General features: G+C 54.7%; 20 protein-coding genes. 9 read left to right on the top strand and 11 right to left on the bottom strand.

Annotated elements, in window-relative coordinates:
* Window positions 1-35 precede the first annotated feature (35 nt).
* Complete coding sequence (locus tag DFO57_RS04160) at window positions 36-1,325, top strand: dienelactone hydrolase family protein (protein WP_110015103.1); 1,290 nt, start codon at window positions 36-38, stop codon at window positions 1,323-1,325.
* A gap of 142 nt (window positions 1,326-1,467) precedes the next feature.
* Here DFO57_RS04160 and DFO57_RS04155 read toward each other — a convergent pair whose 3' ends face one another.
* Both DFO57_RS04155 and DFO57_RS04150 read right to left on the bottom strand, forming a co-directional pair.
* Window positions 1,468-1,962 (bottom strand): Rrf2 family transcriptional regulator, encoded by a 495-nt coding sequence (locus DFO57_RS04155; protein WP_110015102.1) that lies wholly within the window; start codon window positions 1,960-1,962, stop codon window positions 1,468-1,470.
* 187 nt (window positions 1,963-2,149) lie between these two features.
* Complete coding sequence (locus DFO57_RS04150; RefSeq protein ID WP_013025712.1) at window positions 2,150-3,334, bottom strand: MFS transporter; 1,185 nt, start codon at window positions 3,332-3,334, stop codon at window positions 2,150-2,152.
* A gap of 198 nt (window positions 3,335-3,532) precedes the next feature.
* Between DFO57_RS04150 and tus the strand changes: the two genes are divergently transcribed.
* A complete protein-coding gene (gene tus / locus DFO57_RS04145) occupies window positions 3,533-4,462 on the top strand; it encodes a DNA replication terminus site-binding protein (RefSeq protein WP_110015101.1) in 930 nt (309 codons plus the stop codon).
* Between the two features lie 33 nt (window positions 4,463-4,495).
* On the opposite strand, the gene fumC is transcribed toward tus, so the two are convergent.
* Window positions 4,496-5,893, bottom strand: a complete 1,398-nt coding sequence (gene fumC, locus DFO57_RS04140; RefSeq protein ID WP_013025710.1) for a class II fumarate hydratase — start codon at window positions 5,891-5,893, stop codon at window positions 4,496-4,498.
* Window positions 5,894-6,091: 198 nt separating this feature from the next.
* On the opposite strand from fumC, the gene manA reads away from it, so the two are divergent.
* The 3 genes from manA (at window position 6,092) to add (ending at window position 10,110) form a co-directional block, all read left to right on the top strand.
* On the top strand, window positions 6,092-7,267 hold the full coding sequence (gene manA / locus DFO57_RS04135; protein ID WP_110015100.1) for a mannose-6-phosphate isomerase: 1,176 nt from the start codon (window positions 6,092-6,094) through the stop codon (window positions 7,265-7,267).
* A 132-nt stretch (window positions 7,268-7,399) separates the two neighbouring features.
* The gene (locus tag DFO57_RS04130; RefSeq protein WP_110015099.1) at window positions 7,400-8,899 is read left to right on the top strand and encodes a YdgA family protein; all 1,500 of its coding nucleotides are present in this window, start codon (window positions 7,400-7,402) and stop codon (window positions 8,897-8,899) included.
* Between the two features lie 215 nt (window positions 8,900-9,114).
* Window positions 9,115-10,110 (top strand): adenosine deaminase, encoded by a 996-nt coding sequence (add, locus tag DFO57_RS04125; protein ID WP_028715104.1) that lies wholly within the window; start codon window positions 9,115-9,117, stop codon window positions 10,108-10,110.
* 43 nt (window positions 10,111-10,153) lie between these two features.
* Here add and DFO57_RS04120 read toward each other — a convergent pair whose 3' ends face one another.
* From DFO57_RS04120 to DFO57_RS04100, 5 genes are all read right to left on the bottom strand, one after another.
* Window positions 10,154-11,194: an oxidoreductase gene (locus DFO57_RS04120; RefSeq protein WP_104933360.1), complete on the bottom strand. Its 1,041-nt coding sequence runs from the start codon at window positions 11,192-11,194 to the stop codon at window positions 10,154-10,156.
* Between the two features lie 78 nt (window positions 11,195-11,272).
* The gene (gene araC, locus DFO57_RS04115; RefSeq protein WP_014593654.1) at window positions 11,273-12,190 is read right to left on the bottom strand and encodes an arabinose operon transcriptional regulator AraC; all 918 of its coding nucleotides are present in this window, start codon (window positions 12,188-12,190) and stop codon (window positions 11,273-11,275) included.
* Window positions 12,191-12,262: 72 nt separating this feature from the next.
* Window positions 12,263-13,249, bottom strand: a complete 987-nt coding sequence (gene araH, locus DFO57_RS04110; RefSeq protein ID WP_013025704.1) for an L-arabinose ABC transporter permease AraH — start codon at window positions 13,247-13,249, stop codon at window positions 12,263-12,265.
* A gap of 12 nt (window positions 13,250-13,261) precedes the next feature.
* On the bottom strand, window positions 13,262-14,782 hold the full coding sequence (gene araG / locus DFO57_RS04105) for an L-arabinose ABC transporter ATP-binding protein AraG (protein WP_024471580.1): 1,521 nt from the start codon (window positions 14,780-14,782) through the stop codon (window positions 13,262-13,264).
* A 144-nt stretch (window positions 14,783-14,926) separates the two neighbouring features.
* Window positions 14,927-15,910: an arabinose ABC transporter substrate-binding protein gene (locus DFO57_RS04100; protein ID WP_110015098.1), complete on the bottom strand. Its 984-nt coding sequence runs from the start codon at window positions 15,908-15,910 to the stop codon at window positions 14,927-14,929.
* Between the two features lie 365 nt (window positions 15,911-16,275).
* Here DFO57_RS04100 and DFO57_RS04095 point away from each other — a divergent pair, with 365 nt between their 5' ends.
* A complete protein-coding gene (locus DFO57_RS04095) occupies window positions 16,276-17,961 on the top strand; it encodes a ribulokinase (RefSeq protein WP_015700357.1) in 1,686 nt (561 codons plus the stop codon).
* A gap of 11 nt (window positions 17,962-17,972) precedes the next feature.
* Window positions 17,973-19,463 (top strand): L-arabinose isomerase, encoded by a 1,491-nt coding sequence (araA, locus tag DFO57_RS04090; protein WP_014593649.1) that lies wholly within the window; start codon window positions 17,973-17,975, stop codon window positions 19,461-19,463.
* Window positions 19,464-19,796: 333 nt separating this feature from the next.
* Here the strand turns inward: araA and DFO57_RS04085 are convergent, their stop codons facing one another.
* Window positions 19,797-20,534, bottom strand: coding sequence for a hypothetical protein (locus DFO57_RS04085; RefSeq protein WP_014605895.1), 738 nt, complete (start codon window positions 20,532-20,534; stop codon window positions 19,797-19,799).
* Window positions 20,535-20,744: 210 nt separating this feature from the next.
* Window positions 20,745-21,467 carry an SDR family oxidoreductase gene (locus DFO57_RS04080; protein ID WP_022622740.1) on the bottom strand — a complete coding sequence of 241 codons (723 nt, stop codon included), beginning with the start codon at window positions 21,465-21,467 and terminating at the stop codon, window positions 20,745-20,747.
* 93 nt (window positions 21,468-21,560) lie between these two features.
* Here DFO57_RS04080 and DFO57_RS04075 point away from each other — a divergent pair, with 93 nt between their 5' ends.
* Window positions 21,561-22,511 (top strand): LysR family transcriptional regulator, encoded by a 951-nt coding sequence (locus tag DFO57_RS04075; protein ID WP_022622739.1) that lies wholly within the window; start codon window positions 21,561-21,563, stop codon window positions 22,509-22,511.
* A gap of 142 nt (window positions 22,512-22,653) precedes the next feature.
* Window positions 22,654-23,352, top strand: coding sequence for an RluA family pseudouridine synthase (locus DFO57_RS04070; protein ID WP_022622738.1), 699 nt, complete (start codon window positions 22,654-22,656; stop codon window positions 23,350-23,352).
* A 101-nt stretch (window positions 23,353-23,453) separates the two neighbouring features.
* Here DFO57_RS04070 and DFO57_RS04065 read toward each other — a convergent pair whose 3' ends face one another.
* The gene (locus DFO57_RS04065; RefSeq protein ID WP_014605899.1) at window positions 23,454-24,389 is read right to left on the bottom strand and encodes an alpha/beta fold hydrolase; all 936 of its coding nucleotides are present in this window, start codon (window positions 24,387-24,389) and stop codon (window positions 23,454-23,456) included.
* Window positions 24,390-24,397: the final 8 nt, after the last annotated feature.

Genomic DNA, 24,397 nt, shown 5'->3' with positions numbered 1-24,397 from the left:
GCACCGCTTTTGCTTTTAAAAATAAAACCCTGTTAATGGGCGAGGCAGAATTTCGCCGTCGCATGCATGACATAGTTATGGCTGATAATGTGAAGGACGCGATATCCCGCATGATTGATAGTCTGTCGCCCGCTCTTGTGACCTCCAAAAGCAAAAAGCAAAAGGAAATGTTCAGAATGCCGTTTCGTTTTCAGCGCAATATGATGATTCTGTGCCTGCTTGTGATTTCACTTCCTTCCATTAGCTTGCCCCTTTCGCAATACCAGCAATTTGATGGACTGATTAGAGAGCCCCTTACCCTTGAGGTGACGCTGAGCAATGGCCAGTTCGCTGAGCTTGATGCCTTTGTCACCCGACCCAGCGCAACCGGTGCCGCACCGCTGGTCTTGATAACTAACGGGACTGAAGGCTCCCGGGCCTTTGATCGCGGCATCATGAATCCAAACCGTATGTCAGGCACGGCTCTGGCGTTTGCACGCCACGGCTATGCTGCAGTGGTGGTGTTACGCGAAGGCTATGGCCACTCAAGCGGAAACGCAGAATATGCGGGCGGTTCATGTGAACAGCCGCGCCATCAGCTGGCCGGGCAGCGAGATCGGATGGATCTGCTGGCCGCGCTGGCTGTACTGCAAAGACAGCCCTGGGCATCGCGGGAAAACGCGATTCTGGCTGGCATGTCTTCCGGCGGCTTTGCCGTTCTGGCAACCAGCGCGGCGAATCCGCCTGGCGTTAGCGCGGTCATTAATTTTGACGGCGGCCGGGGCGCGAATAAAGATAAATCGCTTTGTGATGGACCGGGTCTGCTTACCGCATTCGAACGCTACGGTGCAACGGCACGTCTCCCCTCGCTCTGGCTCTACTCTGCCAACGATCAGGATTTCTCGCCTGACGTGGGAAGAACGTTTTATGACGCCTATCGACGTCAGGGCGGCAGCGCTGAATTTCGTGAAATGCCCCCCTTTGGTAAGAATGGGCATGTTTTCATGGATAGTGCGCCTGAAGCATTTTGGTGGCAGACGGTTTCCGCGTTTCTACAGGCGCATCATCTGCCTTACCAAGAGGTTGTCTCTCTTCCCGACACCACCTTGCCCGTGCCTGCGGCGTTAAATAAAGCCGGGGCGGAGGCGTTTAAACATTACACCTCGTCCCGTCTGTATGAAAAAGCCTTCGCGATCGGTCCGGAAGGCGCATGGGGAAGCGCCTATTGGGCCAGAACCGGCGACGATGCGGCCAGCATCGCCCTTGAATATTGCAATACCTTTAACCGTGGTGATAAAGGCAGTTGCAGGCTGTATGCCATCGGTGATGCGGTTGTTTCACGCTAAGCCTGAACGCTAAAAAAATGATGGGCCGGGCAGAAAGGACAGTGCCCTGTAACAGGGGGGATAATCATAGTGACGGGCAAAATGTGACGCGCGGCAAAGCGCTGTTTCCTTGAGGGACAATCAACACATAAAAAAAGCCGCATCAGCGGCTTTTTTTGCACTCGCTTTCAGGCTCTACCACATCCGGTTCCGGTACGGCGGTGCAGTTGCTGGTATCGTGGGTTTTCAGCTCATTTAAGGCATCGGCCACCGTGCGTTTGGCCAGGACCGCGAGTGAGGCCTGCTCGGCTTCTTCTGCGATGGATTTAAAATACCAGCACAGGTTGGCGCTGACCAGGCAACGCGGCGCGACGTCCGGGCGCGCAGCCCAGAGTTTTTTATCATCAGTGACGGAAACATAAATATCACGCAGGGTGATGTCTGCCGCCGGTCGGCCAAGATGAATGGAGCCGGTGCGTCCCAGCGTAGACACAATAATGCCGTCACGCGTTAATGGCACCATCAACTTGCGGATAAAACTCGGGTTTGCTTCAAGCCCGTAAGCGAGAATCGCGCTGGTAGAGCGTTTTCCCATTTGCTCCGCCATCGCCACGCTCAGAACCATTTGCAAAGCTGTCGGGAAGCGATAATCAAGCATCTTTGTATCCTGAATTGCGGTGCGTTTTTGTTGTTGTATTGCCGCATGAGTGAACAATGAATCAGCTGTAAATATAACAAAGGCGGTGGGTTTTTAGAAGCAAGAGGCCCGCGACAAGGCACATATTCACCACACTGAAGCCGTCAACAGCACAAGGTGCTTACCGCCATTCTGCTTGCCGATTCGCTTAAGGCGCTGCGTTGACCGGTGCGGGAAGCCGTTTTTTTAACGCCACCACCAGCAGCAGGTTCAGCACGGCGAGCGTGCAAAGCAGCCATAAGGTGGCATCTGCGCCCAGGGTGGCAAACACATAGCCAAACACCAGCGGCGTTATTGCCTGGCCCATTAGCGCCGGACGCGCCATTCTGCCTGCGAGCACGGCATAGGCTTCCGGTTTGACCATCACCAATGGCAACGTGCCCCGCACTATCGCACGCAGGCCGTTGCCTGCACCGTAAAGGATCATGCTGAACAACGCCGTTTGAGGAAACAGCGCCAGCAGCACCAGGCCCAACGCGACGAATCCAACAGAAAAAAACGTGGTCCAGATGGGATGACTCCCTTTGAAAACCATATCGATAATCCGCGAAGCCACCTGGCACGGCCCCAGTATGGTGCTGATCGCCAGCGCCGAGGCCAGGCTGTAACCGCTCGCTTCCAGCAGGGTAATAAGCTGCACGGAGATGGCCGTCATGATGACCGATGCCAGGGTGAAAATGGCACACAGCAGGCGAAACAGTACCACAGGCAAATCGGCCTCAGCGGGAGGCAGGCTTTGACGTTTAACCGCTACGGGCAGACTGCTCTGCGGCAGTGCAAAGAGATAAACGGGCAGAACGCAAACCAGTAACAGTCCGGCGATGGCAAAACAGGCGCCGCGCCAGTCAAGCCAGTGGATCAGCAGTGCCGTTCCCGGCCAGACCAGGCTGGTGCAGAAACCGGAAATAAGCGTTATGCCGGTTATCGCGCTGCGCGCGTGTCCGCCATAGCGAGTGCCCAAGGTGGCAAAGAGCGCATCGTACAGCCCCATCGCCATGCCCACGCCAATGATGACCCAGGCCAATAAAAACACAGGTAAATGATGGCTGAACCCCATGAGGATCAACCCTGCCGCCATCACAAAGCCATTTAACGCCAGCATCAAACGCCCGCCGGTCCGGGCAATCATGTGCCCACAGCGCGGGGCCAGTAGCCCGGAAACCAGAATGCCTAACGAGAGCCCACCATAAACCCACTGTTGCGACCAACCGGTCTCCGCCACGATGGGCGCGGCCATCACCGCCATCAGATAAAAGGATCCGCCCCAGGAGAGGATCTGAACCAGCCCCATAAGGACAATGCTGAATGAACCGGGCTTTTTGATTACGTCCATGTCGGGAATCCGTTAGCGAGCGAAGCGTTTTTATAACATGTTAATGCAATGGAAAAAACGGGGGCCACTTTTTCCTGCCTGCGCCGAATGGCGGCACGGTTTTAACAATACCACTAAAAGTATGTTGTAACTACAGTCGCTATTGCAGCGCCTTGCGACTTCTGCCACATTGAGCATGTTGTAACTATGGAGAACAGAATGGCGCGCTACGATTTAGTGACTGACATGCAGCAATGCGTAAAAGATCTTGAGCAGGCGTTAGGTGCCTTGCGGCAGCAGATTGAGTCGCTTCCGCTATTGATTGCCCGGGTCTTTCGTTTACCGCCTGTCGAAAAAGGTCATGAGCACGATCCTGTGACGCAACTTGCCGTTGAGCAGCTGCTTGGCATTCAGGCGCGAGACATGGCCATGAATCACTACTGCCGGCTGTTTATGCAACATCAGTCGGAAAAGCTCAGTACTAAAGCCGCCGTGCGCTTGCCAGGTGCGCTTTGTATTGCGTGCAGCGAACAGGAAGAAACGGAGCTCACTGAGCGCATCGCGGGAATCAATCACCTTAAAGCCCGGCTGGAGCACCTGATTACGGTGGAGTCCGGCCTGCCCTCTGAAGCCCGCTTCGAGTTTGTCCATCAGCATTTGCGAGGGCTAATCACCCTGAATGCCTACCGGACCATCACTGCGATCGCGGCACCGGAAAGTGTACGTTTTGGCTGGGCCAATAAGCAGGTGATTAAAAACGTGAAACGGGAAGAGATCGTTGCCCAACTGGAAAGAAGCCTGAAAGCGGGCCGCGCACAGGCGCCCTGGACACGAGAACAGTGGGCAGAAAAGGTTCAACAGGAGCTGGCAGATGTCCGCGCCCTGCCCGCCTCAGCACGTCTCAAGATTAAACGCCCGGTGAAAGTGCAGCCTATTGCGCGCATCTGGCGCGCAGAAGAGAAAAAGCAAACCCAGCTGGCCTGCCCGTCACCGATTCTGGTGCTGTGCCGCGACCGCAGCCAGGTGCCGCAGTTGGGTGAGCTGCTGAATTATGATGCCGACAATATTACGCATCGTTATAAGCCAGCCGCCGAACCACTGTCTTTGCTGATCCCCCGGCTGCACTTATGGGTTGATTGTCTGGTGTGATGTCAGGGCCGTGAAGGCCCTGACGTGCCTGACTCACTGCTTCATGCTGCCAACCATCTCTTCCGGGCGAACCCAGGCATCAAACTCGTCTTCAGTCAGATAACCCAGTTTCAGCGCCGAGGCTTTAAGCGTTAAGCCTTGCTTGTGAGCCTGCTTGGCAATTTCCGCCGCTTTGTCATAACCGATGTGGGTATTTAACGCGGTAACCAGCATGAGCGATTCGTTGAGTAACTGTTCAATTCGCTCACGCACCGGCTCAATACCGGTCGCGCAATGGTGGTTAAAGCTGTCCATGCCGTCGGCCAGTAAACGAACCGATTGCAGGAAGTTATGAATAATCATCGGACGATAAACGTTCAGCTCGAAGTTGCCTGACGCACCGCCCATGTTAATCGCTACATCATTTCCCATCACCTGGCAGCACAACATTGTCAGGGCTTCACACTGGGTTGGATTCACTTTGCCCGGCATAATGGAGCTGCCCGGTTCATTTTCCGGAATAGCGATTTCACCGATACCACAACGTGGGCCCGATGACAGCCAGCGCACGTCGTTGGCAATCTTCATCAACGACGCCGCCAGCCCTTTAAGTGCGCCGTGCGCATGCACCAGCGCATCGCAGGTTGCCAGCGCTTCAAATTTGTTGGGCGCGGTCACAAAGGGTTGTCCGGTCAGGTCGGCCAGTGCTTTAGCCACGCGAACGGCATATTCAGGATGCGTATTCAACCCGGTTCCTACCGCCGTTCCACCCAGCGCCAGTTCTCCAAGGTGCGGAATGCTCTGTTCGATGTGCCTGAGGTTATGCTCAAGCATGGCAACCCAGCCCGAGATTTCCTGTCCCAGTGTTAACGGCGTGGCGTCCTGGAGATGGGTGCGGCCAATTTTAACGATGTCTTTAAACGCCTCAGATTTGGCGCTCAGCGTTTGTTTAAGCACGTTCAGCTGTGGGATCAGATGTTCACGCACCGCAATGACGGCCGCCACGTGCATGGCGGTGGGAAACACATCATTCGAACTCTGGCTCTTGTTAACATCGTCGTTAGGATGCACGAGGCGCGACATACCGCGCTCTCCGCCGAGCAGCTCACTGGCCCGGTTAGCCAACACTTCATTCATGTTCATGTTGGTCTGGGTACCTGAACCGGTCTGCCAGATTGCCAGGGGGAATTCGTCACTGTGCTTGTCCGCTAACACCTCATCGGCGGCGTTCACGATCGCTTCCGCCCGCTCGGCCGGTAATAAGCCCAGATCCCGGTTAACGCTCGCGGCGGCGCGCTTGGTCATTGCCAGCGCATGAACCAGCGCGACAGGCATTTTTTCTGTCGAGATGCGGAAGTGCTCCAGTGAGCGCTGTGTCTGAGCGCCCCAAAGTTTCTCAGCCGGTACATCAATTGGCCCCATTGAATCTTTTTCAACGCGATTGGCTGCCATGATTTTCTCCTTAGCACAGTTTTAGATAAGACTTAGCGTCATCGGTTGTCGATTAGCCCCTGTCTGACGCGGTTAAACTTACACAATTTTTTAACATCCTCCGAGCTTAGCATCCTTCTTGCGCGGGATATGTATTTTCCATGGCGGTTTCTGGTTTAATAAGCGCAGTCTTTTTCCGCCAGTAAGGCAATTAAAAAAATGAAAAAAATGATTAACTCCCTGCAAAATTATGCATGGGGCAGTAAAACCGCTTTAACCTCGCTGTATGGCATAGCCAATCCAAAGCAGTTACCGATGGCTGAATTGTGGATGGGTGCGCACCCTAAAAGCCCATCGACTGTGGAAGAACATGGCAAGCCCCGTTCGTTACGTGATGTGATTGCGGCCAATCCGCAGCAGATGCTGGGCGATGCCGTGGCGAAGCGCTTTGGCGAGCTGCCTTTTTTGTTTAAAGTGCTTTGTGCCGATCAGCCGCTGTCCATTCAGGTGCATCCCTGCAAACGCGCTGCCGAAGAGGGGTTTGCGCGTGAAAATGCCGCGTCAGTCCCTCTCAATTCCGCAGAACGCAATTATAAAGACGCTAATCACAAGCCCGAACTGGTCTATGCGCTGACGCCCTTCAAAGCCATCAACGGCTTTCGCGAACTTAACGAAATGGTTTCGCTGCTGGAGCCGGTTGCCGAGGCACACCCGCAGATCGCCCAGTTCCTGCGCCAGCCCACTTTGGCGAATCTTGCCCAGCTGTTTTCCACCCTGCTTTCCCTTGAGGATGATGAAAAAACGCAGGCGCTGCGCGTACTGATGACCGCCGCACAGCAGCATCATGGCGAGCCATGGCAGACTATCAACGACATTGCGGAAGTGTATCCGCAAGACAGCGGCCTGTTTTCACCGCTGCTGCTTAACGTGATCACGCTGCAACCCGGCGAAGCCATGTTCCTGTTTGCCGAAACCCCGCACGCCTACCTGCACGGCGTCGCGCTGGAAGTCATGGCCAACTCTGATAACGTGTTGCGCGCGGGCCTGACGCCGAAATATATCGATATCCCAGAATTGATGGCCAACCTTGCATTTAAAGAAAAGCCGGCCAGTCAACTGCTCACGCAACCCGAGCAGCACGAAAACAGCCTGCATTTCCCCGTACCCGTGGAGGATTTTTCGTTCTCTATTCATGCGCTTACTGATAAGCCGCTTTCTGTCCATCAGGACAGCGCTGCGTTGCTGTTTTGCGTTGAAGGCGAGGCGACGCTCGTCTGTGGTCAGCAGCAGCTGGTGCTCAAACCTGGCGAATCCTGTTTCGTGGCAGCCAGCGATCCGTCTCTGATCATTGCAGGTCACGGCCGTGTTGCACGCGTATTTAATGAGTTAAGCTGAGACGGCTGACGTCACCGCGCTTAACTGCTATTATTTCAATCTATTAGCTAAAAATGCCTGTGGGCGCTTTTTCATCCGCCGTTTGGCGCGGTCTGTCAGGCGGGTGAAATCAAGGATAAGGACGATTCAGCAATGAAAAAGACTCAAGTTGCCGTTGGTGTGGTAGTTGCTCTGGGCGTAGTCTGGACAGGTGCGGCATGGTTTACCGGCAAAAAGCTGGAAAGCAATATGGATCAGATGATCCAGAACGCCAATGCCCAGTTAACGGCGATGGCCCCGAACAGTCGTCTTAAAGTGAGCTATCAGGATTATCAACGCGGCATTTTCAGCAGTAAAATGAATGTGGTTATCCAGGCGAGCTCGCAGACGGAAGACAACCCGCTGCTAAAACCCGGCCAGAGCATCATTCTGAATGAACAGATCGATCACGGTCCTTTCCCGTTTGCCCAGCTGAAAAAATTCAACCTCATTCCCAGCATGGCCTCTGTTCACACCACGCTGGCAAACACCGATGCGGTAAAAAAACTGTTTGAGCTGACCAACAACCAGTCGTTTATCAATGCTGAAACGCGCGTGGGATACAGTGGAAGCACCGATACCGCGGTAAATATTCTGCCCATCGATTATCAAAATGCACAAACGGCGCAGCGCGCGGCCACCAGCGGCGGCACGGTGAATATCAGCGCAGATAACAAAGGCGATAAAGTTTCGCTGGGCAGCGACATCGACAGTATTGCGATCACCAGCAAAAACCAGGTCGATCAGCCGGTCATGTTTACGTTAAACGGACTGAAGCTTAAAGCCGATACGCACCTGACCAGCGAAGGCGTTCGCATTGGCGATCAGTCAATCAGCGTGGATAAACTGGCTGCCGCCGTTAACGGACAGGATGCGGTGATCCTGAATAAGATGGTCGGTGATTCTGCTTTTGATAATAAAGCGGGCAAAATCAGTGGCGACATCAACTATAAAATTGATGGCGTGGAAGTGCAGAAACAAAATCTGGGCCAGTTCGCATTAAAAATGAAGCTGTCTCAGTTCGATGCGCAAAGCGTAAAAACCTTCTCTGACAACTACAACGCACAGCTGACCACGCTGATGAATCAGCCGGGCGTGGAAGATGATCCGGTTCGTTTCCAGAACGGTGTTCGTGCCATTCTGCTGAATAATCTGCCTACCCTGTTAAAAGGTGCGCCTACCGTTAGCGTTGCACCGCTGAGCTGGAAGAACGATAAAGGCGAAAGCACCTTTAATCTGAACGTTAATTTTAACGATCCGTCGACGGTAACGGGCGAGCCGCAGACGCTGGCCGCATCGGTTGATCGCGTGCTGAAAACGCTGGATTTAAAACTCTCTGTGAATATGCCAATGGCAACCGAAACCATGCGCCATATTGGCCTGGCTGAGGGCTATCAGGCGGACGACGCGCAGAAGCTGGCGGATCAGCAGGTCAAAGGTCTGGCAGCGATGGGACAGATGTTCCGTCTGACACAAACCCAGGACAACAATATCGTCACCAGCCTGCAGTATGCTAACGGCCAGGTAAATATGAACGGCGACAAAATGACGCTGGAACAGTTTATGTCGCGTTACATGCTGGGCGTGCCAACCAACGAAGGCATGCCAGAGTAAGCGTTATCTTCTGGAATCAGGCGGCCTTTGGCCGCCTTTTTTTATTCCAATGCCTGGCGGGTGTGCCGCTGCTGGTAAATTCATTCAGTGCCCATCACGCAACTTTGCGCAATTTATCAGCACCTGACTCACTTGTTGCGCAAATTGCTGGCGTTGTTGCGCAAGATATTTTTATAATGCTCTGCACTTTACAGATACCCGGACGAGTGCACTCCATGATTGATTCAAAACTTCCGCTTACCGACATTCATCGCCACCTTGATGGCAACATCCGTGCACAAACCATTCTTGATTTAGGCCGCCAGTTTAACCTGTCGTTGCCCGCCACTACGCTTGAAGCCCTGCGCCCGCATGTGCAGGTAACCGAAACACAGCCGGATCTGGTGAGCTTTCTGCAAAAGCTGGACTGGGGCGTAAAAGTGCTGGGCGATCTTGACGCCTGCCAGCGCGTGGCGCGGGAGAACGTGGAAGATGCCGCCAGAGCAGGCATTCATTACACCGAGCTGCGTTTCTCGCCGGGCTACATGGCGATGACCCATAATCTGCCGATTGCAGGCGTGGTCGAGGCGGTCATTGATGGCATAAAAGCCGGATGCCAGCAGCATGATATCGACGTGCGTTTAACCGGCATCATGAGCCGTACGTTTGGCGAACAGGCCTGTCTGGATGAGCTCAACGGTTTACTGGCCTTCCGCGACCATATCACCGCCGTCGACTTAGCCGGTGACGAGCTGGGTGCGCCGGGGAGTCAATTCCTCAGCCACTTTGCCCGCGCGCGTGATGCCGGTTTCCGCATTACGGTTCATGCTGGTGAAGCAGCAGGCCCGGAAAGCATCTGGCAGGCCATTCGTGAATTAGGCGCTGAACGTATCGGTCACGGTGTGAAAGCGATTGAAGATCGCGCACTGATGGATTACCTGGCGGAACACGCGATCGGCATCGAATCCTGCCTGACCTCCAATATTCAAACCAGTACCGTGTCCTCGCTGGCCCAGCACCCACTGAAAGTCTTCCTGGAGCACGGCGTTCTGGCTACGATTAACACCGACGATCCTGCGGTACAAGGCATTGAGCTGGCCCATGAATACCTGCATGCCGCCCCGGCGGCAGGGTTAAGCCAGGCTCAGATGCGACAGGCCCAGGAAAATGGCCTGACGATTGCCTTCCTGAATGAGGCGGAAAAAGCGGCCATTCGGGCGAAGGTGCAGTAAACAACAAGGCCGCTGATTCAGCGGCCTTTTTTTTGCGTATTGACTATTTTAAAGACACCGTCTGGCGTTTTTCTGCAGACTGTAGCCCTCGCTCAATCAGCTCCATCACCTGAATTGCCTCTTCAGCAGTGACCGGGTTCGCGCCTCGTCCGTTAATGGCATCACGGATCCCCGCATAGTAGGCCGGATAGTTGCCGGGCTGTGTCAGGCAGGTTTTCTCGGTCATGCTATCACCCTCAACCTGCGTCAGCGTGCCATCGCGCATATCGTAGCCCCACTCTTCGCTCGGCGGAAAATCACCGGCTTTAAGACGATCTTCCTGCGGGTCCAGACCGTATTTCACGTAGCTGCCTCGCGTACCGTGAACCGTATAGCGCGGTGACTCTGCCGCCGCTAACATGCTGGCATGGAGTACCACGCGTCGCTGCGGATAGGTTAACGTGGCGTGGAAGTAGTCGGTCGTTTGTGCGCCGGGACGCAGTTCAGCTAAATCCACATTGATCGCCACCGGTGGTCCAAACAGCTGCAGCGCCTGGTCCAACAGATGCGGGCCTAAATCGAACCAGATGCCGCTGCCCGGCCCTTTCATTTCACGCCAGCGTTGGCGAACCTCCAGCCGGAAGCGGTCAAAGTGCGATTCAAAATAGCGCACCTCCCCCAGCTCGCCCTCGGCAAGTAAGGCTTTTAGCGTCAGGAAATCGCTGTCCCAGCGGCGGTTGTGGAACACAGACAGCAACAACCCTTTGGCTTTGGCTAGCGCATCCAGCTCGCGCGCCTGTGACAACGTCACGGTAAAGGGCTTATCAACGACCACGTGCTTGCCCGCATTCAGTGCCGCTTTGGCCAGGGGAAAATGCGTATCGTTGGGGGTGGGGATGACAATCAGTTGTAGGGTGGGATCGTCCAACAGCGCCTGAGGATCGGCCACCACCTTTATGGAGGGCCAGTCGGCATTGACTTTGCTGGCATCGCTGCTGGAAATGGCTGCCAGCTCAACATCCGGCGTTCCCGCAATCAGCGGGGCATGAAATGTTTTACTGGCAAAGCCATATCCAATGAGTCCAACTCGCAGTTTCTCGCTCATTCCTTTTCCTCTCTATTCGCTAACCAGACTGATTTAAGACTAATAGTCTCGTCAGGACAAGGAGGATTCCCCTTAAAATCAGGAGACTGTGCTGCGGGCGACCGTCCAGGCGTGCTGACTGGCTAAATTATCGTGCACGTCCTGATTACGTCGACGAAAATCACTGGGGCTGACGCCCACACGTTTACGGAAGACGCGCGAGAAATAAAGCTGATCGTCATAGCCCACTTCGCGACCAATGCTGGCAATCGGCTCCTGCGTGGTCTGCAGCAGCAACTTGGCCCGTATCACCCGCTGATCTTCACGCCAGCGAAGCAAATTCACGCCCATCTGCTCACGGAACAGGTGCGCCAGCCGCGAAGGCGATAAGCAGACGTGGCGAGCCACTTCTTCAATTTTCACCTCGCTGGCGAGATGATTGTTCACATACTGGCAGGCTTCGATGATGCGCGGATCGCGAATTTGCTGGTGATTCCGCGGATCTTCCTCCACCGCACGCAGCAACAGGCGCTCCAGCAAATTCATCGCCAGTTCTTCGGCAAAGCGGCGTGAGGAGTTATGGGTTTGTTCAATGGTGGCAAACAGGCGATCGAATTCGCCACGCAGGGATTCGGGCAACCGCAGGCGCCCTACACCTTCCTGCTCATCCTGCCAGCGCAGCCAGTCATGCCAGTAAGCGCGCGGCCGGAAATAGACCCAGCGGTGAAACCACTGCGGGCTGTCGGGGGCACGACCGTAATAGTGGGCGGTTTTCGGCTGAAACAGCAGCATTTCACCGGGTTCACAATCAAAGGCTTTTTCGCCATCGAATACCCGGCCTTTGCCTTTGATGGTCAGGTTAAGAATATAGCCCTTCATGCCGTGCGGGCGATCGATAAAGAAATCCAGCGGACCATCCGCGGTGATAGGCGTTAACCCCGCCACCAGCCAGGCATTAAACGCGTATCCGGGCAGCAGGGGATTTTGCTGCTCTGCCGGTAATTCACGGTGATACATAATGTCCTCACTTCGTCGTTGAGTGATCACCCGCGGACGCCTTTCGCGTCCGCGGGAAGGTTTCACGCCAAATCAGACTTTATTTTTTTGTTTGTAGCGGTCAAATATCACCGCGGCTAACAGTATCAAACCACGCACAACATACTGTGAGAATGGCGAGATATTTAACAAATTCATCGCATTCTCGACGGTGCCAAGAATAAGCACGCCCGCCACCACGTAGGAAATTTTACCGATTCCGCCCTTAAGGGATACGCCGCCCAGGACGCAGGCAGAAATGACCACCAGCTCATAACCGATGGAGGTCATCGGCTGTCCGCTGGTCATACGGGACGCCAGAATGATGCCCGCCGCGGCGGAAACCAGACCTGAAAGGATAAAAATAATGATACGAGTCCGCACTACCGGTACGCCTGCCAGTCGCGCGGCTTCTTCATTGCCGCCGATAGCCAGCGTGTTGCGTCCAAACGTGGTTTTATTCAGCAGGAAGGCAAAAATCACCATGGTGGCCAGGGTGATCCAGATGGGGGCAGGCACGCCCAGCCAGTTGGCGAAGCCCAGCACAAAGAAGCGCTCGTCTTCGATGCCGACCGCTTTGCCATCGGAGAAAATGTAGGCCAGACCACGCACGATCTGCATTGTCGCCAGGGTCGTAATCAGGGCGTTAATCTTCAGTCGTGCAATCACGAAACCGTTGATAAAGCCGGTCGCCATTCCAAGCAGCAGCCCGGCCCCCACGCCAATCCACAGGCTTTCGGTCATGTTAATGACCACCGCCGTTACTACGCCTGCACAGGCGATAACGGAGGCAACCGAGAGATCGAAATCGCCGGATGCCAGACAGAACAGCATGCCGCAGGCGACCATGCCGGACATCGACATGGCCAGCCCCAGGCCTTTCATATTGATAAAGGAGCCGAAGTTGGGCACAAACACAGCACAGGCAATAAACAGCAGTGCAAAGACCACCAGCATGCCGAAATTGTCCCAGATGCGACCAAAATGCAGACCACGGCGTGGCGCTGCTGGCGGCGTATTAGATGTCGTGGATGAAGTCACGGTACTCTCCTGTCAGGCCACGGCGGCCGCTTGTGTCGTTTTAGGCATAGCCAGGCTCAGCGTCTGCTGCTCCGTAGCCTCGTCATGCAGTATTTCTCCGGCGATAGCCCCTTCACGCATGACCACAATGCGGTCAGCAAGGCCCATCACTTCCGGAAGATCGCTGGAAGCAAACAGCACCGCAATGCCCTTGTTTGCCAGCGCATAAATCAGGTTATAAATTTCGTGCTTGGCCCCAACGTCAATGCCGCGCGTGGGCTCATCCAGCAGGATCACTTTCATCTCCTCTGACAACCAGCGCCCCAGAATGGCTTTTTGCTGGTTGCCGCCAGAGAGGTTCATGATCAGCTGATCGGCACTCGGTGTTTTGATGTTGAGCGAACGAATATGACGGTCAGCGTTCGTGGCTTCCCAGCCGTTTTTAATCAGGCATCCGGCGGTCAGGTTATGGCGACGGGCGCTGATGTTGATATTGTCGCGGACCGAATGTACCGGAATGATGCCTTCGGCTTTGCGATCTTCCGGGCAGAGCATCACGCCAGCACGGATAGCATCGATTGGGGCACTGAGCTTCAGCGGTTTGCCATCCAGCAGCACCTGACCGCCACGCAGTCGCGTTGCGCCAAACAGCCCTTTCAGCAGCTCGCTGCGCCCTGCGCCAACGAGGCCAAATAAGCCGACAATTTCGCCCGCGTGCACATTGAGCGAAATCGGCGTTCTGACGCCCTTCGCTTCCACATTTTGCAGTTCGAGCCGCACGGCGCCTTTTTCACGCGGCGAATACCCATAAATGTCGCCCAGATTACGCCCGACCATCGCCTGAACCAGATCGTCGTGATGCGTGTTGGCCATGTCGGTAAAGGTTCGAACATAGCGGCCATCTTTAAAAACGGTGATGGCGTCGCTGAGGGCAAAGATCTCTTCCATACGATGCGAAACGTAGAGCACCACGCGCCCTTCTGCCCGCAGCTGACGGATAACCCGGAACAGGTTATCGATTTCCCGTGCAGACAGTGAACTGGTGGGCTCATCAAACGCGATGATGCGCGCATTGCGCGCCAGCGCTTTGGCAATTTCCACCATCTGCCATTGCCCCAGAGACAGGTATTTCAGCGGCATGTCGGGATCAACGTCCATGCCTAAGTTTTTCAGTTGCAGTCCGGCTTCGTAACGCAGCAGTTTTCGGTTGACCAGCCCGCGCTTGTGCGGCAACTGACCGAGATAAATATTTTCTGCCACGCTCATTTCGGGGACTAAATGCAGTTCCTGGTAGATAATCGCCACGCCCGCGTCCAGCGCGTCAGTGGTGTGCTGAAAATTAACCGGCTTTCCTTTGATACGAATTTCACCGCCGCTCGGCAGATAGCTACCACTGAGGATTTTAAGCAGTGTCGATTTACCGGCACCGTTTTCTCCCATCAGCGCATGCACCTGACCACCGTGGCACTCAAAAGAGATGTCCTGTAACGCTTTGACGCCGGGAAAGGTTTTACTGATGCCATGAAACGACAGAAAGGCTGAATCAGTGTTCATGGTTTCTCCAAAAAATGGCGTTGATGATTCGGGCCACCGGCAGTTAAGGATTTATCCTGTTACCCCATTGGGTAACGCTGTAAAACCCCTGCTTTCTCTGTGGCCCGATAATGACTTTACCTGTGCTGCCTCAGCAGCCTGTTGTTACATCAACCCTTTCTTCGCCAGCTCGGCTTTAAAGTTGTCGCGGGTGATTAACACCACGTCGGTGACTTCAGTGAATTTCGGCGGTTCCTGACCTTTGCTCACCCAGTTGTAGAGCATCTGGCTGCTCTTATAACCGTGGATATCCGGGCTTGGCAGCAGAGATCCATAGAAGCCGGTTGCGTTGGCCTTCGACAGTTCACTCACCGCATCCACACCGTTAATACCGATACCGATGACGTCAGCGGCTTTAAAGCCCTGTCCTTCGGTTGCGCGCACGCCGCCCAGCACGGTGTTGTCGTTCATGCCGACAATCAACCAGTGTTTCACTTCCGGGTGCTGAACCAGCAGAGAGTTACCCGCATCGAATGCACCAGGGATATCATTGGACTTGGTAGGCACCTGGTAGATCTGTTTTTCCGGGAATCCTGCGGCTTTTAGCGCATCCATCGCCCCCCCGGTACGACGACGGGCGGTATCCAGCTCGTTCGCCGTAATCGCCATCACCGCCGTGTCTTTTGCGTCCCAGCCGCGTTTTTGCATTTCTTTATAGAGTTCCTGACCCTGACGCTCACCTATCTTGGTCGCCGCCATCATCACTAACGGCACGCTATCCATGGGTTTGCCTTTGGCGTTGACGAACTGGTCATCCACCGCAATCACTTTCAGTCCGTAGCCCCGTGCTTTTGCCATAATGGCCGAGCCCAGCTTGGGATCCGGTGTACAGATAACAAAACCTTTCGCGCCGCTTGCCGCAAGGCTGTCTATCGCATTGAGGGTTTTTTCACCGTCCGGAACGGCAATTTTGATGACCTCGAAGCCCAGATCTTTTCCGGCCTTATCGGCAAATTTCCATTCCGTCTGGAACCACGGCTCCTCGGGTTGCTTGACCAGAAAACCCAGCTTCATGGTCTCGGCGATAGCTGATTGTGACATAACCGCTGCCAGCCCAATGGCTGCCAACGCTTTAGTGAATTTATGCATGATGCTCTCCGGCGCTAGTTGTTTTATCGCTGTTAAAAACGAATTGGTGTAAACGCTACCAGTTAACTTTCTTTTAGGGGTACAGAAGTAAATCAGGACGTTAGCGCGAGCCGCGATGGTAGCCTGCTTAAACGTTGGCCTATTTTTAGCGGGAATGGAGAAGAAAAATGTAGAGCGGTATCACATCTTAAAATCACGACAGAATGATCCATATATTCAGCGAATTTAACCGTCTCTTAACTTTTGCAATGGATCACAATTTCACTGCTGATGGCAGAAAAGTGCATATTCTCAGCCAGCCGTGACTAACCGTTATTTCTTACACATCACAGGATAAGGAGGTTTATTCATAACAGGAGATTCAAATGCGTACTGAAGCCATCACCCTGGGACTGGACTTTGGTAGTGATTCGGTGCGTGCGCTGGCGGTGGATTGTCACTCTGGTCAGGAGCTGCAAAGTGCCGTGGCAAACTATGCACGCTGGCAGCAAGGCCTTTACAGCGATCCTCACAGCAACCGCTTCCGTCACCATCCACAAGACTATATTGATGCCATGGAGCAGGCGATGCTCGAGGTGTTAAATGCGTTGAGTGAAGAACAACGCGCTGCCGTCGTCGGTATCGGCGTTGACAGTACCGGCTCCACACCCGCGCCTGTTGACCGTGACGGCAAGGTTCTGGCGCTGCGGCCTGAATTTGCTGAAAACCCGAACGCGATGTTTGTGCTGTGGAAAGATCATACGGCAATTGAAGAAGCCGAAGAGATCAATCAGCTGTGCCGTAGCGGCCGCTTTACCGACTACAGCCGTTACATTGGCGGCATTTACTCTTCTGAATGGTTTTGGGCAAAAATCCTTCACGTGACGCGTCACGATGCAGCGGTGCGCGAGGCCGCAGTCTCCTGGGTTGAACTGTGCGACTGGGTACCGGCATTGCTCAGCGATACCGTTGCCCCAGAAAAACTGCGCCGTGGACGCTGCGCCGCCGGTCATAAAGCACTGTGGCACGGCGACTGGAACGGCTTGCCGGATGTGGAATTTCTGAATGCGCTCGATCCCCATCTTACTCAGCAGCTTGACTCCCCGCTGTTTAAAGACACCTGGACCGCGGATTTGCCGGTGGGCACGTTGAGTCCCGAGTGGTCACAGCGCCTGGGCTTATCCCAGCAGGTGACGATTTCAGGCGGTGCCTTTGACTGTCATATGGGTGCAGTGGGCGCAGGCGCACGGCCCTACACGCTGGTGAAAGTGATTGGCACCTCCACCTGCGACATTTTGATTGCGGATACTGAGAAGGTGGGCGACCGCGCGATCAAAGGCATTTGCGGACAGGTCGATGGCAGCGTGGTGCCGGGCGCCATGGGTCTGGAAGCCGGACAGTCGGCGTTTGGCGATATTTATGCCTGGTTCAGTCGTCTGCTCGGCTGGCCGTTACAGCAGGCGGCGCAGCACCATCCTGAACTAAAACCGCAACTGGCAGAGATGCAAAAGTCGCTGATCAAAAACCTGACTGACGCCTGGGCCGCCAATCCGCAATTGGATCATATGCCGGTGGTGCTGGACTGGTTCAATGGCCGCCGCACACCGAACGCCAATCAGCGCCTTAAAGGTGTGATCACCGATCTTAATCTCGGCACCGATGCGCCTGCCCTGTTTGGCGGCCTGATTGCGGCGACCGCATTTGGCGCCCGCGCCATCATGGAGTGCTTCGAGCAGCAGGATATTCCGGTTGAGAACATTTTGACCCTGGGCGGCATTGCCCGTAAGTCTCCCGCCATTATGCAGGCCTGCTGCGACGTGATGAATCGCCCGCTGGATATCGTCTCTTCAGATGAATGCTGCGCCCTGGGCGCCGCCATCTTCGCCGCCGTGGCCGCCGGTGTTCACCGCGACGTCGAGCAGGCACAGAACGTGATGGCCAGCCCGATTGACGTCACGCTGCAGCCCGATCCGCAGCGCGTCGCGCGCTATCAGGAACTTTATCAACGCTATCAACAATGGTGCGTGACGGCAGAACCTCATTATGCCGCACGTTCCGCTTCCGCTAAGTAAAGGAGTGGTTTATGCAACAGTTCAACGTGTGGTTTGTCATTGGTACACAGCACCTCTACGGAGCGGAAACGTTACGTCAGGTTGAGCAGAATGCCCGTCAGGTGGTGGAAGGTCTGAATCAGGCGGGATTGCCTGTGCGCCTGGCACTCAAACCGCTGGTGAAATCGCCAGATGAAGCGCTGTCGCTGTGCCGTGACGCCAGTCACGATCAAAACTGTGTGGGCATCATTACCTGGCTTCATACTTTTTCGCCGGCCAAAATGTGGATCGGCGGTTTAAACGTATTAACGAAACCGTTATTGCAGTTTCATACCCAGTTTAATGCCGAAATTCCGTGGGACAGCATGGACATGGACTTCATGAACCTGAACCAGACCGCTCACGGCGGTCGTGAGTTTGGCTTTATCGGCGCACGTATGGGCCTGCAGCACAGCGTGGTGACCGGCCACTGGCAGGATAAACACAGCCAACAGCGCGTGGCCAACTGGATGCGCGCCGCGCTGGCCAAACAGGCCAGTCAGCACCTGAAAGTGGCCCGTTTCGGCGATAACATGCGTGAAGTGGCCGTAACGGAAGGCGATAAGGTCGCGGCACAAATCAAATTTGGCTATGCCGTTAACGGCTGGGGCGTGGGCGATTTGGTCGAAGTGATTAACGGCGTCAGCGATGGCGATGTTAATGCACTGGTCGATGAGTATGAGAGCCAGTACCGCTTTACCGATGTCGCCGCCGTCGGCGGTGAAAAGCGGCAAAACGTTCTGGATGCCGCGCGCATTGAGCTGGGCCTGAAGCGTTTTCTGGACGATGAAGGCTGTATGGCATTCACCACCAACTTCCAGACGCTGCATGGCATGACCCAGCTACCCGGCCTGGCGGTACAGCGCCTGATGGGCCAGGGCTATGGTTTTGCAGGCGAAGGCGACTGGAAAACGGCCGCCCTGCTGCGCATTTTCAAAGTGCTGGCGGGCGATCGTCCCGGCGGAACCTCCTTTATGGAGGATTACACTTACCACTTCTCACCGGGCAACGATTTAGTACTGGGTTCACATATGCTGGAGGTGTGCCCGTCCATCGCGCTGGAAGAGAAGCCGCTGATTGACGTTCAGTTCCTGGGCATTGGCAACAAAGCCGATCCGGCACGACTGATCTTCTCAACACCGGCAGGCCGTGCCATCAACGCCAGCGTGATCGATATGGGTGACCGCTTCCGTCTGCTGGTGAACGTAGTGGACGCCATTGAGCAGCCCAAACCTCTGCCAAAACTGCCCGTGGCCCGTGCGCTGTGGAAAGCTCAGCCATCGCTGGCAACGGCCTCTGAAGCCTGGATCCTGGCGGGCGGCGCTCACCATACCGTGTTCAGTCAGGCACTGAGCCTGGATGATATGTATCTGTACGGTGAGATGCACGGCATTGAGGTGCTGGTGATTGACGAACATACCCAGTTGCCTGCGTTTAAGGATGCCCTGCGCTGGAACGATGCTTACTACCATATGAAGCGTTAAGATTGCTGAGACGTTGCGAACGGGTCAGATTGCTGGCCCGTTTTTTTATGGCTTGCCGCCGACCTTATCAACTCAGGCGGTCAACCGTGAATCACCCGAGGTAATACAATTGGATCAGTACGCCTTGAGTCACGGCTTTGCTTCTTCTTTTTTATCTGTTTCGTTATGAGGTTCTGCGTCAATTCGAGCCTGTTTCTGTGCAGTCAGTAGGCTGATGCAAAAGGGTTATCTGGCAGCAGAAATTAACATACGGGCTAGACGTTCTTTGTACAAAGGGCACAGGCCTGGATCACTCATTGCCTGCCACGTAACAGCGGCAGGCAGGCCTGGCATTTATTTTTTCAATAAACGTGGCAGTTGATTATCAAGCTCAAGAACACAGGCATCCATCAGCTTTTGCGTTTCCTGGGTCACTTTAGCGTAATTGTTGGCCTTCCAGTCACTGAGCGGTGCTGTCGCCGGTTTCGGTGCACACTCTGATACCACATAGGCGCTGAGAATATTGCCGCCTTCCGGACGTTTATAGAACAGCACGCGGTAGGTTAAATCGTAGTTGCTGTTATTGGCCGACATATCGCTATAAACCAGTGACCATTGCGCCGCGGCAATGAACAGCGGCTGTGTATAAGCATATCCGTTGCCATTTTTATCGAGCCAGCTTTTTATTTTCACTACGGCTTTTGGGGTAAAATAGTGCGCCGTAGGTTCGGGCAGCGCATCAACAGAGGTGCCTTTATAACTGTTTTTGTCAAAGGAGCCGGTGCTGATTCCCCCACCTAACACTGCCGTTAGCACAGACATGCCCACACCCGCACCGGTACTCACCGGTGTGACTTCGCGCAGTTTTACGTCTGAGTAATGATTGTTATTCATATCCACTGGCGCATAAATCGTCTCAACAGTCAGCGTGCTGCCGTTATCGGCCTTAACGACCTGAGCATTATTTTTACCTGCGCATCCCACCAGAAAGACTAATGACAACGTACCCGTTATTAATAACTTGCTCATATTTATCGCATTCCCTTTACGTAAAAAGCCCTTGTTTCCGATTGTCTCTTTAAGGATTTCCAACCGGATTCCAGCTTCTATAACGGGTAAAAGGGAAAAAGCTTTAGGATTTTTTCATTAATTTTTGATGAATACTCATGGCTTAGTGTCGGTTAAGCATGATGGTACGCGGGAACCTTCAGGCAGCTGACGGGCACCTGTGGTTCAGCAGTGCCCACGGATGCCCTCACAGAAGAGGCCTGAATATCACCCTTTCCATCACTGAATGGCGGTTTACCACGTCACCGGCTTGCCAAAGCGATCCAGATACTCCAGCCCCGGTCGGCCCCGCTTGTGCTCGATGACGTTCACGATATCAGGCAGGGTTTCCTCAAGGCTAAAGGCCCCCTCTTCACCGCCCAGAGCCGTGCGGATCCAGCCCGGTGCCAGCAGTAATAAAGCCCGGTCCGGATGAGAGCGCGCCTGCCGTGCCGCATAGCTTCGCATATATTGATTCAGCGCGGCTTTAGAGCCGCGATACACTTCTCTTCCCCCTTTCACATTATCTCCCACGCTACCTTGACCGGATGACATGACGCCAATCAGTCCGTTGGCTCTGACCCGATCCTGACAGGTTTCAACAACCCGCATTGGCGAAAGCGCATTCGTTACCATGACGTGAATAAAATCTTCGGTACTGACCTCTCCAATCGTCTCACTCTGGTTGGGATTCGCCGTTCCGGCATTCACAAAAAGCGCGTCATAGCAACGATGCTGCAACCGCGAATTAAGCTGAGAAATTTGATCGGTATCGTTGATGTCCAGTTGTTCAATGGTAAGTGCATGCGGATAACGTGCAGACAAATCCTGCATAGCCTCGGGATGGCTGTTACGCACCGTTGCCGTCACTTCCCAGCCGCGGCTGAGCAGCTCACTGGTCATGGCCAACCCGATACCTCGTGAGGCACCTATTAATAACATTTTGGGCTTGTCGGCCTGAGATGAATGAAGCGTCATAAGAGTTACTCCTGCTGGTTACGGAAATAACGACTTTAATGCGCAAAGAACAGTTGAGCCAGACGCACAGGATGCAATAATAGATTGCGTCTGATGCAAGGGTCTGACTTTATGCCTGATATTGATCTGAATTTACTCACTGCGCTGGATGCTTTGCTGACAGAGTGCAGCGTGACACGCGCAGCGAAACGGTTGGGGCTCAGTACCTCAGCCATGAGCCGCACGCTAGGCCGCTTACGCCTGGCGACCGGCGATCCGCTACTGGTTCAGGCCGGGCATAATATGGTTCCAACGCCCTATGCCACTGAACTGGCCACGCGCGTCCATGAGACGACTATGGACGCGTTCGCCCTGCTGCGCCCCGCAGATAAACGCCTCGATCTTTCTACAACCGCGCGCAGCATCGTTATACGGGCGAATGAAGGATTTATCGATTTAACCGCCGCCGCGCTGCTTAACGAGCTTCGCCAGACCGCGCCCAAGCTACGACTCATTTTCGTCAATAAATCAGATAAAGCGCCGCATGCGTTGCGTGAAGGCAAGATTGATCTTGAAATTGGCGTGCTGGGTACGGATGCGCCGGAACTCAAGACCAGGCTGCTATTCAGCGACCACTTTGTGGGCATCTGCCGACGCGATCATCCGCTGCTGGATAACCCAGGCGTGACGGCAGAGCGCTATGCCAGCTTTTCGCATATCGTCATGTCCAGAAATAATGCCCGCTCTGGGCCTGTTGACGCCGCGCTTGATGCGCTTCAACTGCGCCGGGACATTCTGATGTCCGTTCCGACTTACAGCAGCGCCATCAATATTGTTTGTCAGACAGACCTCATTGGGCTGGTACCCTCATCCGCGCTGGTCGGGCCCAATCGGCGCGCCGACCTGGTGCATTTCGACCTGCCGGTAGCTACACCGGTGATAAAAGTGCTGGCTATCTGGCATCCAAGACTGCACGCGGACCCGGTGCACCGCTGGCTTCGTGATACGATCGTCGCCGTTTGCCGCCGGGAGCAGGGTAAAAACCAGATGAATAGCGCGATGTGATACCGGGTCGACACAGAGACTCGCGATCTTGCAAGCCAGTATCAGACTTTTTTCCTTTCCGGGCTGACGCTTATAGCGCCCCGTTCGCCTGGGGGGTGAAAATTCGTTATCATCAGCGCCTGTTCCCCCCCCAGGCCCACTGATGTCTACGATCGTTGATACTTTTATTGCCCCGCCGTGCCATGAGGAGATACGCATTCTCTATCAGGACGACCATCTGGTGCTGATCGACAAGCCCAGTGGGCTGTTGAGCCTGTCAGGCAAAAACCCCCAAAACCTGGACTCGGTACACTATCGCCTGGTGACGATCTTCCCCGGCTGCACACTGGTGCACCGGCTGGATTTTGGCACCTCCGGATTGATGGTTGTGGCGCGTAACAAAACCATTAACGCGGCGCTCAGCCAGCAATTCAGCGCGCGCACGGTGGCTAAGCATTACAGCGCCCTGCTGTGCGGGCATTTACCGGATGAAGAAGGCATCATCGATGCTCCCATCGCGAAAGACCCAGCCCGTTTTCCACGGATGTCTATTTGCGCCGAATGGGGCAAGCCTGCCCGTTCCCGTTATCGGGTTGTTGAGCGTTTTAACTTTAAACGGGATGACGCCAGTGTAATTCCCCTGACGCGCGTGACGCTGATCCCAGAAACCGGTCGCACTCATCAGTTGCGTATTCACTGCCAGCTGCTGGGCCATCCGATTTTAGGCTGTGACCTCTACGGGGGGCTTTTGCTGCCGGGCACGGAACAGACGCCAAGGTTAATGCTTCATGCCAGTGAACTGCAGTTTGTTCATCCCGTTACCGGTGAGCCCTTTCACATCGTCAGCCCCAGTCCGTTTTAACGCAACGCCTTTACATTGGCGCCAGGAACACGGCTGACATTGTTGTGCCAGGCCGCTTCAGCCCGCAAACGCCTCTTGTTGTCACGGCTCACGGCACCGGTTTACTTCAGGTGCAGGTTATTCAGAAAGTCGGTAATAGCCGCAGCGATCGCCAGGCCGTGCGTTTCCAGCGCAAAGTGTCCGGTATCATAGAAGCGAATCTCCGCATCGGGCAGATCCCGTTTCCACGCCTCGGCACCAGCCGGCAGGAAGAAGGGATCGTTTTTCCCCCACACCGCCAGCAAGGGGGGCTGAAACTGACGGAAGTAGTTCTGAAACGCCGGGTACAGCGCCACGTTTGATGCGTAATCCAGCAGCAAATCGAGTTGAATCTCCGCGTTACCCGGCTGAAGAATGTGCAAACCCTCAAGCGTGTAACCATCCGGTGAGACACGACTTTTATCGGGCACGCCCTCAAGATATTGCCATTTGATCGAAGCTGGCGTTGGGAAGTCTCGCAGCGCGTCACGGTTTTCCTGGCTGGGTTCCTGCCAGTAGCGCTGGATCGGTTTCCAGCCCTCACCCAGTCCTTCCTCATAGGCGTTACCGTTTTGAGAAATAATGGCCGTAATCCGTTCCGGATGACTGACGGCAAGCCGCCAGCCGACGGGGGCGCCATAGTCATGAACCATCAGCGCATAGCGCTCCAGCTTAAGCTGTTGCGTTAACTGTTCAATAGTGATTGCCAGCTGGCTGAAGGCGTAAACGTATTCGCCTCGTGCCGGAGATTCCGTGAAGCCAAACGCAGGCAGGTCGGGTGCAATCACGTGGTAGTGCCCCGCAAGATGCGGGATCAGGTCTCTGAACATAAATGAGGATCCCGCGAAGCCATGTAACAGCAGTATTGTCGGCCTGTTGGGATCGCCCGCTTCGCGGTAAAACACATTGACGTCGCCAACCTGTTCGTAGCGGTATTTTACGCCATCCCGTTGCTGTGCATCGTTAACGTCTTGCGTACGCAAACTGTCTGTCGTCGTAATGGATTTTGAAGCCGCCATGATGTTTC

Origin of the sequence: Pantoea sp. AG702, from assembly GCF_003182295.1 — a bacterium.
Lineage (GTDB): Bacteria > Pseudomonadota > Gammaproteobacteria > Enterobacterales > Enterobacteriaceae > Pantoea > Pantoea ananatis.
The sequence above is the reverse complement of the archived record's forward strand: the minus strand, read 5'-3'. Positions and strand labels throughout refer to the sequence as shown.

Coding starts and splice junctions, on each gene's coding strand:
- DFO57_RS04160 (WP_110015103.1), top strand. CDS start 36: ATGGGCGAGGCAGAATTTCGCCGTCGCATGCATGACATAGTTATGGCT.
- DFO57_RS04155 (WP_110015102.1), bottom strand. CDS start 1,962: ATGCTTGATTATCGCTTCCCGACAGCTTTGCAAATGGTTCTGAGCGTG.
- DFO57_RS04150 (WP_013025712.1), bottom strand. CDS start 3,334: ATGGACGTAATCAAAAAGCCCGGTTCATTCAGCATTGTCCTTATGGGG.
- tus (WP_110015101.1), top strand. CDS start 3,533: ATGGCGCGCTACGATTTAGTGACTGACATGCAGCAATGCGTAAAAGAT.
- fumC (WP_013025710.1), bottom strand. CDS start 5,893: ATGGCAGCCAATCGCGTTGAAAAAGATTCAATGGGGCCAATTGATGTA.
- manA (WP_110015100.1), top strand. CDS start 6,092: ATGAAAAAAATGATTAACTCCCTGCAAAATTATGCATGGGGCAGTAAA.
- DFO57_RS04130 (WP_110015099.1), top strand. CDS start 7,400: ATGAAAAAGACTCAAGTTGCCGTTGGTGTGGTAGTTGCTCTGGGCGTA.
- add (WP_028715104.1), top strand. CDS start 9,115: ATGATTGATTCAAAACTTCCGCTTACCGACATTCATCGCCACCTTGAT.
- DFO57_RS04120 (WP_104933360.1), bottom strand. CDS start 11,194: ATGAGCGAGAAACTGCGAGTTGGACTCATTGGATATGGCTTTGCCAGT.
- araC (WP_014593654.1), bottom strand. CDS start 12,190: ATGTATCACCGTGAATTACCGGCAGAGCAGCAAAATCCCCTGCTGCCC.
- araG (WP_024471580.1), bottom strand. CDS start 14,782: ATGAACACTGATTCAGCCTTTCTGTCGTTTCATGGCATCAGTAAAACC.
- DFO57_RS04100 (WP_110015098.1), bottom strand. CDS start 15,910: ATGCATAAATTCACTAAAGCGTTGGCAGCCATTGGGCTGGCAGCGGTT.
- DFO57_RS04095 (WP_015700357.1), top strand. CDS start 16,276: ATGCGTACTGAAGCCATCACCCTGGGACTGGACTTTGGTAGTGATTCG.
- araA (WP_014593649.1), top strand. CDS start 17,973: ATGCAACAGTTCAACGTGTGGTTTGTCATTGGTACACAGCACCTCTAC.
- DFO57_RS04080 (WP_022622740.1), bottom strand. CDS start 21,467: ATGACGCTTCATTCATCTCAGGCCGACAAGCCCAAAATGTTATTAATA.
- DFO57_RS04075 (WP_022622739.1), top strand. CDS start 21,561: ATGCAAGGGTCTGACTTTATGCCTGATATTGATCTGAATTTACTCACT.
- DFO57_RS04070 (WP_022622738.1), top strand. CDS start 22,654: ATGTCTACGATCGTTGATACTTTTATTGCCCCGCCGTGCCATGAGGAG.
- DFO57_RS04065 (WP_014605899.1), bottom strand. CDS start 24,389: ATGGCGGCTTCAAAATCCATTACGACGACAGACAGTTTGCGTACGCAA.